Consider the following 15,594-nt stretch of genomic DNA (forward strand, 5'->3'; position numbering starts at 1 on the left):
GACACCGCCGGACAACCATTCACGGAGGAGCCCCGACCACACGGTCGGGGCTCCCCGCATTTAACAACCAAGCCACCCACGAACACGGCCGGGAACGCAGCCGCGACTGACGGTTGAAGAACCCCCAGTCGCGGCTGACATACCGACGGGTTAGCGCCAGAATGCGCTGAGCGGGCCGGCCAAGGCTTTGCCCTGATCGAAGCCGGCCTGGGCAGCTGCCTGCCGGAGCGAGAGATCCATCGCGTTGACGCCGAACAGGTGCTCAGCCCCGCTGTCAGGGAAGAGCGTTTCAACCCGGCTGCCGCTGCGGCGGAGTTCATCTACTTGTGCGGATAAGTGCATGCCCCATTCCAGGGGAGTCCGTGTCCTCCCTCCAAAGGGTGACAGCACCAGCACACGGCTGTATCCGGCCCCGAGGTCGGCGTTATCGGCATTGGACCGGTAACCGCCGTCGATATAGCGCTTGCTGCCGATGCCATAAGCGAACCCACTGGCACAGCTGGCGGCCACAGCGTCAACCAACTCCACTCCGCTATGGCGGTCGAACACCACGGGTTCCCCGGTGCGGGCGTCAACGGCCGTGAGGAGCATTAATCGTTCCGGCCATTCCTGATGGGGTAGTCGGGCAGCAACGGTTTGGCGCCAGCGTGCACTGGGGCCTTCCATCGCTTCGGCCATGTCCAGAGCCGCGGCACCCATGCGGCGTCTCATATCGGCCATGTCCGTGGAGTCCTCCAGGATTTTGGCGGTTCGTTCCATATGGTCGGTCACAGCCCGAGCTCCGTTCCTCCCGCCGGCGTGCTTGGCAGGCGCGGATTCGGCGCCAGGGATCACTCCGGGCACCGCCGCGGGCTTCGGCGGGGCCGCGGCAAGGACGGCATCAAAGAGCTCGGGTGGAGTTGCCCCCACCAACTGGGCCGCCGCCGTCGAACCGGCCGACGTGCCAACGGTGAGGTCCGGAGCGGTTACGTCCAAGCCGGCGTCGAAAAGTCCAGCGACGACGCCGATAAGCCATGCGTTGCCTGTGGACCCGCCGCCACCGAGGATCAGCGCCCGCTCTCCGGCGGGCACTCTTTGTGAGGCGTCAATAGCCGGGTGAGGCTGGTGAAACACCAGCTGATCGGAATTCTGCCGATAGGACGGTGCAGGGACGTTTAAAGAAGAAGGAGTTGTGTTCATGGGAGGCGCCTTTCGCGAATTGCCTGTTCGGCGCTCCCAGTGGCGACTAACTCAGTCGCGGGATCATGGACAGGGGAGCGCCCAGTGTGGATACTGCGTTCATGGGTCTCACCTCCTGTCGAAAAGCACGATCACGGGAAAGCTATCACGCCGCTGAATCGTGCGCAATCGCCGCGGGCGACCACCGGTAGAGTCCAGGGATGAGTCTCACGCGAAACCTGGACATTGCATCAGCGGGCGGAGACGCCGCTCAGTTCCTCCTGCGTCCGCTGGAAATTTCTGACGCGTCCTCCCTGGCCGCTGCCTACCGGCGGAACCGTGAGCACCTGGCACCCTGGGAACCAGCCCGGGATGACGAGTTCTTCAGTACCGCGGGTCAGACGGCGGTATTAAAGGGCAAGCTGGACCTCTATGAACAAGGCACGGAGGTGCCTTGGGTTTTGACCGCTGGACAGAAAATATTGGGGATGATCACCCTCTCCGGTATTGTCCGCGGGCCCTTCTTGAATGCCAACCTCGGCTACTGGGTGGATGAGTTGTGCACCGGCAAGGGCGTAGCGTCCGGTGCGGTAGCCGCCGTCGTGAGTATGGCTGCTGACGAACTCGGCCTCCATCGCATTCAGGCCGCTACGCTGGCCCACAACGCAGCCTCCCAAGCGGTGCTGAAACGGTCCGGCTTCGAGCGAATTGGGGTGGCACCGTCCTACCTCCAAATCGCCGGTGAGTGGCAGGACCATGTGTTGTTCCAACGCATTTTGTTCTAGTTGCGGAGGCCAGCGGAGTGCCTGCTTGCGCCTGACGCCAAAGCCGTAGGGTACGCCAAGGGCGTAAAGCACCCCTAAAAACCCCGAAATTCCGGTGATTTTGGTCAAAAAGGCGCGGAAACACGCGGAATTTGCTGGCCATGCCAGCCCAAGCTGGTAAGTTTTCGAACAGTGGCTTGCTCGCATTCCGCTTGAAAGCTCAAAAACGTATGAGTCCAGGAGGACGTAAATGGCTAAGAACCGTAGTGAACTCGTTGCAGAGGTAGCAGGCAAGGCTGGCACCAGCCAGGCAGCAGTCAACTCCGTGCTCGATGCACTGTTCGAAGTTTTCGAGACTTCTGTCGCCGCTGGCGAAAAGATCACCATCCCGGGCTGGCTCGCAGTTGAGCGCACCGACCGTGCAGCTCGCACCGGCCGCAACCCGCAGACCGGCGAAACCATCCAGATCGCAGCCGGCCACAGCGTCAAGCTGACCGCTGGCTCCAAGCTGAAGGCAGCTGTCGCCAAGAAGAAGTAATTACTCTTCGGCGAAAGCCTTGAAGGGACGGCAACCGCGAGGTTGCCGTCCCTTCTGCTTTGAGTTAATCCACATAGCGCCTTCCCGATTCGCAGCCCGGCGGCAGGTAGCGGACAATGGATAAGTGCCATCAGCAAGAAGCTCCGCTACTGCCCCTTCGCCTGTTCCCAAACCGGGAGAGCGGGGAGGCACTGCTGCCGCGGGCATTTCCTTGCCGTGGCAACTGGCCGGTCTGGCGGTGCTGTTCCTGGCACTCGCAGCGGCCCTCATCTTCTCCGGCGCCTCAGCTGCGCGGCAGGTTTCCGATCCCGGTGAATTGGTCCGGTGGGGCCTCCCCATCGCAAAAGCCGTCCACAACGTGTCAGTAGCAACGGTAGTTGGCGGCCTGATCTTTGCTGTGGGCATCCTGCCCAAAAACCTTGGAGGCCCGCGGTCCCGTGAAAAGGACCTTGACGCCCCCGAACATCCGGCCTTCGCACGGGCCTTGGCCGTTGCGGCGGCAGCAGGCGCAGCCTGGACATTATCCGCAGTGGCGGTCCTCGTCCTGACGTACGCAGATGTCGCAGGACAGGGCCTCTCCGGTGATGCGGAGTTCACCCGTTCGCTGGTCTACTTCATGACGGACATTGAAACCGGCAAGGCCTGGCTCGCAGTCACCATCATCGCTGCCGTGGTCACCACTGCACTGTTCGGTGTGAGGTCCCTGACGGGCCTGGCGTTCACGCTCCTGTTGGCCCTGATCGGCCTGATTCCTACTGCCCTGATCGGGCACTCCTCCAGTTCCAGCGACCATGAGGGGGCCATCAACTCCCTGGGCCTCCACCTGGTGGGTGTGTCCACCTGGGTTGGCGGCATCATCATGCTGGCGGTCCTCTCCGGCATTCTCACGGGTTCCCGGAGCAAGGGAACGCCGGACATCACCGAGCAAACCCTGCGCCGCTTCTCATCGCTGGCCGGTTTTGCTTTTGTCCTGGTGTTCGCCTCCGGTGTCATCAACGCAGCCATACGCGTGACAAACCCCGCCGACCTTTTCGGCTCCGCCTATGGCCAGCTCATTATCGCCAAGTCCCTAGCCACCCTGGTGCTGGGTGGTATCGGCTTCATGCACCGCCAGTGGGTTATCCCGCAGCTTGGGAAGAGCGGTTCCCTGTCCGCCCGCCGGGTGCTGTGGCAGCTGGTTTTGGTGGAGTTGCTGGTGATGGGCGCGACGTCGGGACTCGCCGTTGCGCTCGGACGCTCAGCGCCGCCGCAGCCCACCACCTACGCACCCGACGCTTCGCCGTCGTTCATCCTTTCCGGCTACGAGCTCCCACCTGAGCTCACACCGGAACGCTGGTTGACTGAGTGGCGCTTCGACTGGCTGTGGGTGGGCGTCGCCCTGTTCGGTGCCGTTTCCTACATCCTTGGCATCGTCAAGGTGCGTAAGCGTGGCGACAAGTGGTCCTGGTTCCGGACGGTGAACTGGCTCATCGGGCTGGTGGTGCTCATGTACATCACGTCCGGTCCGCCCGCCGTTTACGGACGCGTGCTGTTCTCTGCCCACATGGTGGATCACATGGCCCTCACCATGGTGGCTCCCATCTTCCTGGTCCTGGGTTCCCCTGTAACTCTTGCCTTGCGGGCCTTGCCGGCCCGGGGTGAAGGAGCTCACGGGTCACGCGGCCTGCGCGAATGGTTGCTGTTGTTTGTGCACTCAAAGTTCTCGCAAGTGGTGACGCACCCACTGTTCGCTGCCGCCAACTTCGCGGGCTCGATCGTCCTGTTCTACTACTCTGACCTGTTCAGCCTTGCGATGCGTGAGCACGTGGGACATGAGCTCATGAATGTGCACTTCCTGCTGACCGGCTACATTTTTGTGCTGACCATGATCGGGAGCGATCCTCTTCCTCGTCGTGCCCCGTACCCCATGCGCCTGCTTCTCCTTCTGGCCACCATGGGCTTCCACGCATTCTTCGGTGTGGCCATTATGGGTGGCACCGGGCTGCTGGCCGCCGATTACTTTGGAAACCTAGGCAGGGCTTGGGGCCCGTCGGCCATTGGGGACCAGCAAATCGGTGGCGCAGTGGCCTGGGGCATCGGGGAAGTGCCCACCTTGCTGGTGGCAATTGGCGTCGCTGTGATGTGGTCCCGTTCGGACGAGCGGGAGACCCGGAGGGTGGATCGGGCGGCCGACAGGAATAACGACGCCGATCTCAGTGCTTACAACGATATGTTTGCCCGGCTCGCTGATCGCGATGCCAAGATGACTACTCGAACTACCCAGGCAGCCAGGACGCCCCAGGCAGACAGGACCCCGCAGGTGTCCATGGAGGCCCAAGAATCCACGCCGGCGCGGTCGGAACGCGGCAACGCCGAACACGCCACCACAGACTCTGCCGGGCAGACCGAACCGAATACCAAGCTGGAAGGACGCTGATGAGCGAAACCGTACGTACCCAACACCGGGTCCGGGCCTCCGAACTGGAGGGCCGCGGCTGGCTCAACACGGGCGGGAAATCGCTGGACCTCGAGTCCTTGCGCGGCAAGATCGTGCTGCTGGATTTCTGGACCTTCTGCTGCATCAACTGCCTGCACGTGCTGGACGAACTGCGCCCCCTTGAGGAAAAGTACTCGGACGTCCTGGTGACGGTCGGTGTGCATTCGCCCAAGTTCGAACACGAAGCGGATCCCGTCGCACTGGCATCCGCCGTTGAACGCTACGAAATTCACCACCCGGTTCTGGATGACCCCGAGCTGGCAACGTGGAAGGCCTACACCGCTCGCGCATGGCCCACACTTGTGGTCATTGACCCCGAGGGCTACATCGTGGCCCACCTCTCCGGTGAGGGTCACGCAGGCGGCCTCGCTGTTCTCCTGGAGGAACTCGTAGCCGAGCACGAGGCCAAGGGGACCCTCCACCGCGGTAACGGTCCCTACGTGGCCCCGGAGCCGACGTCGGGCACTTTGCGCTTCCCCGGAAAGGCGACTCAGCTCGCCAACGGCAACTACCTCGTGGTGGACTCCGGCCACCACCGGCTGGTGGAACTACGCCCCGATCTTGAAACCGTGGAGCGCATCATTGGCTCCGGCACCAAAGGATTCCTGGACGGGCAATCGGAGATCGCACAGTTCAACGAACCCCAGGGCGTGACCGTCCTGCCGTCGGAGCTGGCGTGGAAGCTCGGCTACGACGCAGTGGTTGCGGACACTGTCAACCATCGCCTGCGTGGCGTCACGTTGAGCTCAGGCTACGTGCAGACCCTCGCCGGCAACGGTGTTCAGCGGCTGCTCGACGCCGGTCCCGCGCGAGTGACGGACACCGGTGCCGGAACGTGGTCTGAACACCACGACGGCGGCCCTGCTGACTTCGCTGCCGACGCAATCGATGTTGGGGCGTTGGGCTTGGGCGCCGAGGTCTCACTGTCCTCACCGTGGGACGTGGTTTGGAGCGAAAAGCTGCAGCGCGTAGTCATCGCCATGGCGGGAACTCACCAGATCTTCGCCTTCGACCCCCTGGCCAACGAGGTTTCCATCCTCGCCGGTTCCGGGCTTGAAGGCCTGCTTGACGGCAAAGCGGAGGAAGCCTGGTTCGCCCAGTCGTCCGGTTTGGCCATTGATGGTGACGACAACATCTGGGTTGCCGACTCGGAGACGTCGTCCTTGCGCCGCCTGGTGGTGGGTGATTCCGGTGTGACCGTGGAAACCGCCGTAGGCAAGGGCCTGTTCGACTTCGGGTTCCGCGACGGCGGTGCCGATGATGCACGTCTGCAGCACCCGCTGGGCGTGACTGTCCTACCGGACAATTCCGTGGCCATCGCAGACACCTACAACGGTGCCGTGCGTCGCTACGATCCCGCCACCAAGTCCGTTTCCACCTTGGCGAGGGGCCTAGCGGAGCCGAGCGACGTCGTCGTGGTCCAGGTGGAAGGCAGCGATCCTCTCCTTGTTGTAGTGGAGTCAAACAAGCACCAACTGGTCCTTGTTCCCATTCCCAAGGAAGCCCTGCAGGTAGATGAGGGAGCATCGCAAACGCACCGTCCCAAGAGCCCGGTGACCCCCGGTAACCTTGAGCTCGCGGTACGTTTCAAGGCTCCCACCGGCCAGAAGCTGGACGACCGCTGGGGCGACCCCACGCAGCTGAAGATTTCCTCTACCCCGCCTGAACTGCTGGTCTCCGGCGGTGGGACCTCGGTGGGCTTGCTGCGAACCTTGGAACTTTCTGCCGATGTTCCTGAGGGCATCCTTCACATCACGGCCCGCGCGGCTGCATGCGATGGTCCCGAGACTGAGGACGGCGAAATTCCGGACCACGCTGCCTGCCACCTCTACCAGCAGGACTGGGGCATTCCCGTGGTGCTGCAGGCCGACGGTGAATCCGAACTGGTGCTGGACCTGCGCGGCATGGACTAAGCGGTACCCATCGAGAATGGCCCAGGTTTGACCTCTCAGGAGGTTGCCCGGGCCATTCTTATGCCGTCGGACCGTCCAAAACTGGGTCGCTCCGGAGCCTCGGACTATCCACATAGCCGGATTCGGCCCTGCCGGCCCCTTAGCTGGAGCTGCAGGCTGGAGGGATGGAACCCGAGGAAGCCTTGCGACGATTGGGTGGCGCTGCCATGACCCGGCAGGTGCAGGCTCAGGGCGCCAGCGAAGCGGCGATTCGATCCGCTGTGCGGAAGGGAAGCGTTCAGCGCGTCGAACGTGGAGTGTTGAGTCTTCCGGGCGCAGATACGGCATTGGTTGCCGCAGTCAAAGCGAGGTCGCTGCTCACCTGTGCTTCAGCTGCGAGCCGCTATGGCCTATGGTTGCTGCACGAACCCGCTGAGCCCCATTACTGGCAAAGCAACGGCCGGCGCACGGCTAAGTGCATCAGCCACCGCCTGTCCCTGTCTCAACCTAGACCTAACGAGCCGTACGTCGCTCTGCCGGATGTTCTTCTGCACGCACTTCTCTGTCTGCCACCGTTGGAATCGCTGGTGATGGTAGAGAGCGCCTATATCCGCGGCGACATCGGGCTCGGGTATCTGCGACGCCATCTACTGGGCAACCGGGGTGGTCAAGCCCGTGGAGTTCTGGCCAGAGTGGACCGGGGTGCAGGGTCCTTGTTGGAAACCCTGGCACGGGTGCTTTTCCGTGATGCAGGCATCCGCACCGAGACGCAGGTCTGGATCGACGGCGTAGGAACCGTGGACTTTCTTCTTGAAGGCTTCCTCATAGTTGAACTCGATGGCATTGCTTTCCATCTGGAGCCACGTCAGTTCAAGAAAGACCGCCGGCGGGATAACGAAGCAACCAGGCAAGGAATGCTGGTGCTGAGGTTCTTCTATGACGATGTGGTGTACGCGCCGGAGAAGATGCTCCGGCATGTGCGCGAAGTTCTTCTTCGTGGGCCAGCTCGGTTGTGGTCGAAGTAGCCCATTTCTGGGCGCTCTCATGCCTCGGTGGGCAGTGATTGCGGGACCTAGGGGGTAGAAATTGGGCCATTCCGGCGAGGCCAGCCCGGCGGCGAGGCCAGCCCGGGGCAAGGCCAGCCCGGCGGGACCGGACCCAGAGAAGGAGAGGGCGCCGAAGACTCAGAAGGTCAGCATGGGTGTGACCGTCACAGTGTCTGCGCCCACATCCAATTGGGTGGTGAAGCTGAAATCGTGCTCCACGTTGAGGTCGTTGACGAACCCGGTGAAGAGGTTGATCTCCCGGGCGGTCAGTGTGGCCTTGCCGTTGAGGGGAGCCACCACCCATTTTCCACCGAACGGCTCAATGGTGATCTTGGGGTACTCGGTGATGGCCCACTTGATGGTTCCGTCCACCACACGGGCATTGCTGGCGTGGTAGAACGGGCAATCGGGTTGCAGTCGCTGCTGCTCGGTGGCTTGGGCGGCACAGGTGTCCAGGAACTCCCGGACCTTACCCGCGACGGCCTCATTCATGGCCTTGGTGGAACGGGTCTGCAGGTTCAGGGGCGCCTGGCCGCCGTCGCGTGTTGTGACAAGGGCCGAGGCTGCCGGGGCTTCGAAATAGGTGCCGTTCAGGCTTGCCTCGTACTTGCCGGGGAAGAACACGGCAAAGTTGTTGCGCCCGTTGGGCATGTTCACGGGTACGCCGTTGAGGGTGGCCTCGCTGGCGTTGACCACGGTGACTTCTATGGTGGGAAGCGTGGTGGGAACGAAGGCCCACTTAGCGAAGAACAGCCACTGGGTCCCGGTGCGTTCCATCAGGAATTCCGTGTGAAGCCGGCTTCCGTCAAGGGTGTAGTCCACTGGCACAGCGACGCGGTTGCTGCCCCGGGTTTCAGGGTTTCCAACCTTGATATCGGACATCTTGGAGGCGGCCGTTTGGAGCGCTGTACCGTCCAGCATGGCGGGGTTCGCGCTGGGGACTTTGGCACGGAGCAAGCCGAGCGCTGCTTCTCCTTCGCCGTGCTGCAAAGCTGCTAAATACTCCTTGACGGGCTGTTGCGGACTGGCAACAGAGGAGCTCACCAGGTTGATGCACACTATGGCTCCGGCGGCAGCAAGCATCAGACCGAGCAGCCATCCGGCTGCGGTCTTGACCAATGCTTGACTCAACTGCACGCCCTTTACGTTACCTGCCGCGGCAGCCAACGCCGTGCAGGAAGGCCTCGGAACGACTTATATCCACCGTCTGGAGAAGGCTCGACGCCGGGTGGCAGCTGGCGTTGCAGCCGCCCGGCGTCGTGGTTCCGGCCGTCAAACAGGACTAGCGGCGACGCCGCGAGGAGGTGCCGAAGACCCCGCGCATGAGGTCGCGGCCAAGCTGCGTCCCCATGGATCGGACCATGCTCTTGAGTCCACCACCTAAGGCTCCACCGAGGGCGCCGGCGATGTCACCGAACATACCGTCCTGCTGTGAGGACTGTGGTGCCGGAGCGGGAGGAGCCGGCGGTGCGGGGAAAGGCTCAGGCGACGAGGACCGTGAGCTGGGACGGCCCAGGATTTCCTCTTCGATCCGGCGCGCTTCGGCGTCGATGTCCGCCTGCGAGGCCCCAGAACCCCCCGAATCTCCCGAACCCCCCGAGGAGGGCACTGGCGGCAAACCCGGCGCGGCATCCCCGGTAGCGGCCGCGGCCTTGCCATTGAGCTTCTCGTAAGCGGAGAGGTTGTCCACAGCGGTGCCGTATTTCCCCAGCAAGGGAGATGCGGCCACGGTGCTCTTGATAAGTTCGTCAGTGCTGGGACCCATCACGGATTCCGGAGCGCGGAGCCGGGTCAGGGCCACGGGGGTGGGTGCGCCTTTTTCGTTCATGACGGTGATGACGGCCTCGCCGATGCCTGCGGAGGTGAGTGTCTCTTCGAGGTCGTAGTCGCTGACCGGGAACGTGGAGACGGTGGCCTTCAATGCCTTTGCATCCTCGGGTGTGAAGGCGCGGAGGGCGTGCTGGACGCGGTTTGCCAGCTGGCCTAGGACGTCCGCAGGAACATCCTTGGGTGTTTGGGTGACGAAGAAGATGCCCACCCCCTTGGAACGGATGAGCCGAACGGTAGTGGTGATGGCTTCAAGGAAGGCCTTGGATGCACCGTTGAACAGCAGGTGCGCTTCATCCAGAAAGAAGACCAGCTTGGGCTTGTCCAGGTCGCCGGCCTCGGGCAGGTCTTCGAAGAGGTCGGCGAGGAGCCACATGAGGAAGGTGGAGAAGAGCAGTGGCTTGGTCTGCAAGGTGGGCAGTTCAAGGCAGCTGATCACACCGCGGCCGTCCGGTGCAGTGCGGAGGAGCTCTGCGGTGTCGAACTCCGGCTCCCCGAAGAACTTCTCCATGCCTTGCGCTTCCAAACCCACCAGTTCGCGAAGGATCACACCGGCCGTGGCCTTCGACAGCCCGCCTAGGTTTGCGAGTTCGGCTTTCCCCTCATCCGAGGTGAGGAACTGGATGACGGCCCGGAGGTCCTTGAGGTCCACCAGTTCCAGGTTGTTCTTGTCCGCAAAGTGGAAGATCAGCTGGAGGCTGGATTCCTGAGTGTCGTTGAGGTCCATGATGCGGGAAAGCAGGATGGGCCCGAACGACGTTATGGTGGCGCGGACTGGAATGCCGTAACCATCCCCACCGAGCGAGAGGAACTCAACCGGAAAGTTCTTCGCAGACCATTCCTGCCCCAGCGCAGACGTACGGGCGGTCAACTTCTCACTGCCCGTTGCCGGCGTGGCCAATCCTGACAGATCACCTTTGATGTCCGCGAGGAAAACCGGAACGCCCGCCGTGGACAATTGCTCGGCAATCATGTGCAGCGTGACCGTCTTGCCGGTGCCCGTGGCGCCGGCCACCAGCCCGTGCCGGTTCATCATGGCGAGCGGGAGCCGGACCTGGGCTTCCTTGTGGATTTCACCGTCCACGATCGCGGCGCCCAGCTCGATCGTGGCACCTTCCAGGGTGTACCCCTGTTGGATGGTGGCGAGTTTTTCGGCAGTCGTTTTGTTGGCCATGCGGATAGCTTAGCCCTGCACGGCAAGATCCTTGCTGAACGCCAAATGCTTGATTTCCTCGGGGTCTGCTGCAAGATCGAACAGTGCTTTGTAGCCGGTGGCGAGGTAGAGGTTTTTGGCCTCCGGCTGTCGCGGCCCGGTGGTGAGGTAGAGCTTTCGGTAGCCCCGGCGTCGAGCCTCATTTTCCAGTTCGGTCAGCACCAGCCGTGCCAAACCGCGACGGCGATGGGCTGAGTGCGTCCAGATCCGTTTCAGTTCCGCTGTGTGGGAGTCGTAGCGGCGGAACGCGCCGCCAGCCACGGACTCGCCGTTTTCCTGAATGATGATCAGGGCGCCGTGCGGGGCGGCGAACTCTTCTGCCGGGTAGCGGTTCAGTTCCTCGGCCGCTCCTTCGCTGCTGAACAGGTCCCCGTAGCGGGTGTTGTATTCGACGGCGAGCTCGTCCAGGAGCGGGCGTACCCGGGGGTCGCGCATGGGCAGGCTGAGGACGGTCAGGCCTGACGTCGGCAGGGTGGGCGTGGTGGTCATGTCAGGCCTTTCGTAGGTGGATCCCAAGCAGGTGGCAATTACGGTCGTTCTGAGGGCTCAGAACGACGTTAACTGCGACTCAGTTGGGTGAGTGGTGGCGGCAACTGTGGAGAGGATGCGGCGTGCCAGGGCATCATTTTCCCTGAACGGTGCCGCGTTGGTGTTGGGACGGGCAAACGCCCCCGCACCCCAACCGGACGTCCACGGTCCCACCGCGAACAAACCCTCCTGTGGAGTTCCAACAGGGGACAGGACCTGGTGATTCCCGGAGACCAGGAGCTTGCCGGTGGAGTGGGCGCCCTCTGAGGTGAGGAGCCTTTGCTCGGTACCCCATCCGGAGTGGTGCAGGTCAGCCAAGGCGGGATTCGCTGAACGTTCCACGGACGCGGAAGGCAGCCGAGCCTCAATGTATGCAGAGGCATCCACCACCACGGGCGACTGGAACGTCCCGGCAACGAACCTGCCAACGGAATCGTCGGCGCGGACCCACATGCCGGGGCCCAGGAACTTCAAGAGCCCGGCCCTGTGCAGTGCGAGCATTTCGCGGAGCCGGTGCGCGGGCGGGCCCGAGTCCACGAAACTGAAGAAGCCGTGCCACCAACCGTGGATGGTCTGCTGGGAGCGCGCGTTGAGCCGGTCTTGCGGAACCAAACGCCCCAAGTCCATGTACACGTACAACAGCGCCGTGAACAGTGCGAGGGTTTCGGAGTGATCCGGGCTGGTCCTGAGGTTCAGGTCGTTCTGGATGTAGCCGGCCACGGAGCGCTGGACGGTTTCATGATCGGCGAAAGCGCAGCCGCTCAGGGGGTGGTCCAGCTTTTCGAGGTCCAGGCGCAACGCAGGATCCGGTATGGAGAAGGCCGCCAGTTCTTCCCGGGCAGCGCTGTACCAGTCAACGGCGTCGATGCGCGACTCAAAGTCGGCCCACGTTCCCAGCACCCGCGAAGGGTAGCCGGTGAAGAGCTCGCGGTAGTAGGCATAGCCGGCATCCTTGGCGATCAGTGGCCACAGGTGTGTTCGGAAATCGAGTTCCTGGTGCGTGGCCAACAGGGCGTCAATGGCCTCGGCGGTGAAGTACCGGGGACGGGATACCGGCTCACCCCGCAGAGCGGAGGAGATCTTGGAATGGTACGGCACACCGCGTCGTGACCCCGCCCAGACCCGCGGCTCAGCGCCGGAAGGCACATAGTCCAGTTCGCCGTCGGGCCTTTCTTCAAAGCGGCCGCCACGGCCCTCAAACAACAGCACCAGCAGGTCCACGAATGCGAGTCCCATGCCGGAGACGATCACGTCCTGCCCGGCTTCAATCGTGGAGTAGTCCACGTCCGTGGTGTACGACGGCGGCGCATGGAACCCGCCGTGCCGGGCAGCGAACTCGCTGTGGCGGGCAGATTCGGGATCAGTCAGGGAATCGGTGTGGCCCAGCGCGTAAACCACGACGTCGGCAACCACCTCGTCGCCGGAAGCCAGCCGCACACGGTGCGCACCGTCGCGGTGCGCACCGTCGTGGTGCGGGCCGGAAGCAGCCTGGCCGTCCGAGAAGCGCTCGACGCCGGTGGCTGTGCTGCGGTGAACGGTCACCGTGACCTCGGGGCCAAGATTGCTCACGGCCCGGCGGAAGAACCACTCAAGGTACTTGCTCTGCAGTTGCCGGGTAGGAAAGGACGAAGGGGTTAGCGAGCGGAGCTGGTCCAGCAGGTGCGACTCCAGCGCCGGAACATCGCGGATGGTGCCATCCAGCACGCCTGCCGCCCAGGTGGAAAGCCCGGGCCCGTCAACGGAAGGCCCATCGCAGACCACCGAGGCATCGGTGAACATGGTGACATCCGCAGCCGTGGAGTTCAGCAGCAGCCCGGGATCCTGGTCATAGCGCCAGATCCTCCCGGAACCCGGTTCATGGGGGTCGATCACATGGATGTGCAGGGGACGGTCGAACAGTTCGGGACGGTTTGCAGCTAGCCGTTCCAGGACACCGGCAGTGCGTGGGCCGCCGCCGATGAAGGCGATGGCGGGTACTCGTGACGGCATGGGATCTCCTGAAAAACAGTGGTTGGTGATGCCCAATCTAAGGACGAAGCAGGCTGCGGGTCGAGGCGCCGGTAACCGCCGTTCACCACACGTCACGCAGCGTTATGGCGCGCAAAATCAGGACGCATATGGCGCTTCATGACGAGGATTGTGACGCTGTGCGAACCCCGGCGAAGCCGCGCGAAGTCCAGTGAAGAAGTGCAAATTCCCGCCTTGCTGCCGGGTTTCGCGCGGCCCTAGATTGGCAGCCATCCGATAGACAACAACCGATCTGAAATGAGGTGGCGCATGAGTGCAATCGCACCGCCTGCCACGGCGGAAACTGCACCGCCCACCCCGGATTACTCCGACTACCAGCTGGTACCGGCCCGGCATCCCTGGCGTTGGGTGGGCACCGTGCTGGTGGCTGCCGGCGTCGCAGCCATCGCGTGGTCGCTGGTCACCAACCCGCGCTGGGAGTGGGGGGTGGTGGCCGAATGGTTCACCGCGCAGTCCGTGGTCAATGGACTGATCGAAACCCTCAAGCTCACGGCCATTTCCGGCGTCCTGGGTTTCGTCCTCGGATTCATTCTGGCCCTCATGCGCTTGTCCGCCTCACCGCTGCTGGTCTCGGTGTCATGGACGTTCTCCTGGATTTTCCGCTCCACTCCACTGCTGGTCCAGCTCCTGCTCTGGTACAACCTTGGCTACCTCTACGAGAAGATCAGCCTGGGCATCCCGTTCACGGACGTCCGCTTCTTCGAGGCCCAGACCACCACGCTCATCAGCCAGTTCGCCGCGGCCGTCCTGGGACTCACGCTGAACCAGGCGGCCTACTCTGCCGAAATCATCCGCGGCGGCATCCTTTCCGTGGACCAGGGCCAGCTGGAAGCTGCCTCAGCCTTGGGCATCCCGGCGTGGAAGCGTTCCACCAGGATCGTGCTTCCCCAGGCGATGCGCGCCATCTTGCCCAACGCGTTCAACGAGATCATCGGCCTGGTGAAGGGCACCTCGATCGTTTACGTACTGGCCTACTCGGAGCTCTTCTACACGGTGCAGGTCATCTATAACCGGACCCAGCAAGTGCTTCCGCTGCTGCTGGTGGCCACGCTCTGGTACGTGGTGATCACCTCGGTGCTGAGCGTTTTCCAGTACTACATCGAACGCCACTTCTCCAAGGGCGCCCTGCGGACCCTTCCGCTCACTCCCTTGCAGAAGGCCCGTAAGTTCTTCACCACCCACGTTGCTGCCTCTCCCACGAAGGATGCCCGATGAGCATTATTGCTGCACGCAAAGAATCCGCAACGGCGGCAAAGGTCGCAGAGGAAAAGCAGGCTGCCGCTTCGGCCGCTTCTGCTGAAGGCACGACGGCGGCCCAGCCCGCCACGGTGAACAGGGCAGCAACCCGTGGGCAGGTGGACATCACGAATGTCCGGAAGTCCTTTGGCGCCACCGAGGTCCTCAAGGGTGTTTCCTTGTCCGTCCCGCCGGGTGGTGTGGCCGTGATTGTTGGCCCGTCAGGCTCCGGCAAGTCCACCCTGCTGCGCACCATCAACCACTTGGAAAAAGTCGACGGCGGTTACATCACCATCGACGGCGAACTGGTGGGCTACGAGGTCCGCGGCAACAAGCTCCACGAGCTGCGTGAAAAGGACATCCTCAAGCAGCGCACCCACATTGGCATGGTGTTCCAGAGTTTCAACCTGTTTCCGCACCTCACGGCGCTGGAGAACGTGATCGAGGCGCCGATTGTGGCCCAGAAGCGTTCCAAGGCCGAGGCCCGGAAGCGCGGCTTGGAACTCCTGGACCGCGTGGGTCTGAAGGATCGCGCTGATGCGTACCCCCGCCAGCTTTCCGGCGGCCAGCAGCAGCGAGTCGCGATTGCCCGGGCTCTTGCATTGGACCCCAAGATTCTCCTGTTTGATGAGCCCACGTCCGCGCTGGACCCTGAGCTCGTCAACGAGGTTCTGGACGTTATCCGCGAACTCGCCAAGTCCGGCACCACGCTGATTGTGGTGACCCATGAGATGGGTTTCGCCCGGGATGTGGCGGACACCGTGGTGTTCATGGACCAGGGCCAGATTGTGGAGTCCGGCACACCGCAGGACATCTTCGCCAACCCCCGCGAGGAACGCACCCGCAGCTTCTTCTCCAAAGTCATCGAACCAGCTTTCAACATCTAGG

The 15,594-nt window shown here is 63.0% G+C and carries 12 protein-coding genes; 7 read left to right on the forward strand and 5 right to left on the reverse strand.

Translation table 11 applies throughout. The features are described 5' to 3' along the window. Positions 1–150: 150 nt before the first annotated feature. The gene (locus EU811_RS06550; RefSeq protein WP_142937680.1) at positions 151–1,179 is read right to left on the reverse strand and encodes a patatin-like phospholipase family protein; all 1,029 of its coding nucleotides are present in this window, start codon (positions 1,177–1,179) and stop codon (positions 151–153) included. Positions 1,180–1,379: 200 nt separating this feature from the next. Between EU811_RS06550 and EU811_RS06555 the strand changes: the two genes are divergently transcribed. From EU811_RS06555 to EU811_RS06575, 5 genes are all read left to right on the forward strand, one after another. Then, positions 1,380–1,943 (forward strand): GNAT family N-acetyltransferase, encoded by a 564-nt coding sequence (locus EU811_RS06555; RefSeq protein WP_142937681.1) that lies wholly within the window; start codon positions 1,380–1,382, stop codon positions 1,941–1,943. 229 nt (positions 1,944–2,172) lie between these two features. After that, positions 2,173–2,460 carry an HU family DNA-binding protein gene (locus EU811_RS06560; protein WP_011776355.1) on the forward strand — a complete coding sequence of 96 codons (288 nt, stop codon included), beginning with the start codon at positions 2,173–2,175 and terminating at the stop codon, positions 2,458–2,460. A gap of 124 nt (positions 2,461–2,584) precedes the next feature. Beyond that, positions 2,585–4,876, forward strand: a complete 2,292-nt coding sequence (locus tag EU811_RS06565; RefSeq protein ID WP_446698041.1) for a cytochrome c oxidase assembly protein — start codon at positions 2,585–2,587, stop codon at positions 4,874–4,876. After that, complete coding sequence (locus tag EU811_RS06570; protein ID WP_142937682.1) at positions 4,876–6,849, forward strand: NHL domain-containing thioredoxin family protein; 1,974 nt, start codon at positions 4,876–4,878, stop codon at positions 6,847–6,849. Before EU811_RS06565 ends, EU811_RS06570 begins: the two co-directional genes overlap by 1 nt. Positions 6,850–7,013: 164 nt before the next feature. After that, a complete protein-coding gene (locus EU811_RS06575) occupies positions 7,014–7,853 on the forward strand; it encodes a type IV toxin-antitoxin system AbiEi family antitoxin domain-containing protein (protein ID WP_142937683.1) in 840 nt (279 codons plus the stop codon). A gap of 159 nt (positions 7,854–8,012) precedes the next feature. On the opposite strand, the gene EU811_RS06580 is transcribed toward EU811_RS06575, so the two are convergent. The 4 genes from EU811_RS06580 to EU811_RS06595 form a co-directional block, all read right to left on the reverse strand. After that, complete coding sequence (locus EU811_RS06580) at positions 8,013–9,041, reverse strand: hypothetical protein (protein ID WP_142937684.1); 1,029 nt, start codon at positions 9,039–9,041, stop codon at positions 8,013–8,015. Between the two features lie 115 nt (positions 9,042–9,156). Beyond that, on the reverse strand, positions 9,157–10,875 hold the full coding sequence (locus tag EU811_RS06585; RefSeq protein ID WP_187697091.1) for a helicase HerA-like domain-containing protein: 1,719 nt from the start codon (positions 10,873–10,875) through the stop codon (positions 9,157–9,159). A gap of 9 nt (positions 10,876–10,884) precedes the next feature. Then, positions 10,885–11,403 (reverse strand): GNAT family N-acetyltransferase, encoded by a 519-nt coding sequence (locus EU811_RS06590; RefSeq protein ID WP_142937686.1) that lies wholly within the window; start codon positions 11,401–11,403, stop codon positions 10,885–10,887. 57 nt (positions 11,404–11,460) lie between these two features. Further along, positions 11,461–13,431: an FAD/NAD(P)-binding protein gene (locus EU811_RS06595; protein WP_142937687.1), complete on the reverse strand. Its 1,971-nt coding sequence runs from the start codon at positions 13,429–13,431 to the stop codon at positions 11,461–11,463. A 288-nt stretch (positions 13,432–13,719) separates the two neighbouring features. On the opposite strand from EU811_RS06595, the gene EU811_RS06600 reads away from it, so the two are divergent. Next, entirely contained in the window at positions 13,720–14,685 is a 966-nt protein-coding gene (locus EU811_RS06600) for an amino acid ABC transporter permease (RefSeq protein ID WP_187697092.1), read from the forward strand. Continuing rightward, positions 14,682–15,593: an amino acid ABC transporter ATP-binding protein gene (locus tag EU811_RS06605; RefSeq protein ID WP_208096874.1), complete on the forward strand. Its 912-nt coding sequence runs from the start codon at positions 14,682–14,684 to the stop codon at positions 15,591–15,593. Before EU811_RS06600 ends, EU811_RS06605 begins: the two co-directional genes overlap by 4 nt. The last annotated feature ends 1 nt before the right edge of the window (position 15,594 follow it).

It is taken from the genome of Arthrobacter sp. TS-15 (assembly GCF_006964045.1).
GTDB lineage: Bacteria > Actinomycetota > Actinomycetes > Actinomycetales > Micrococcaceae > Arthrobacter.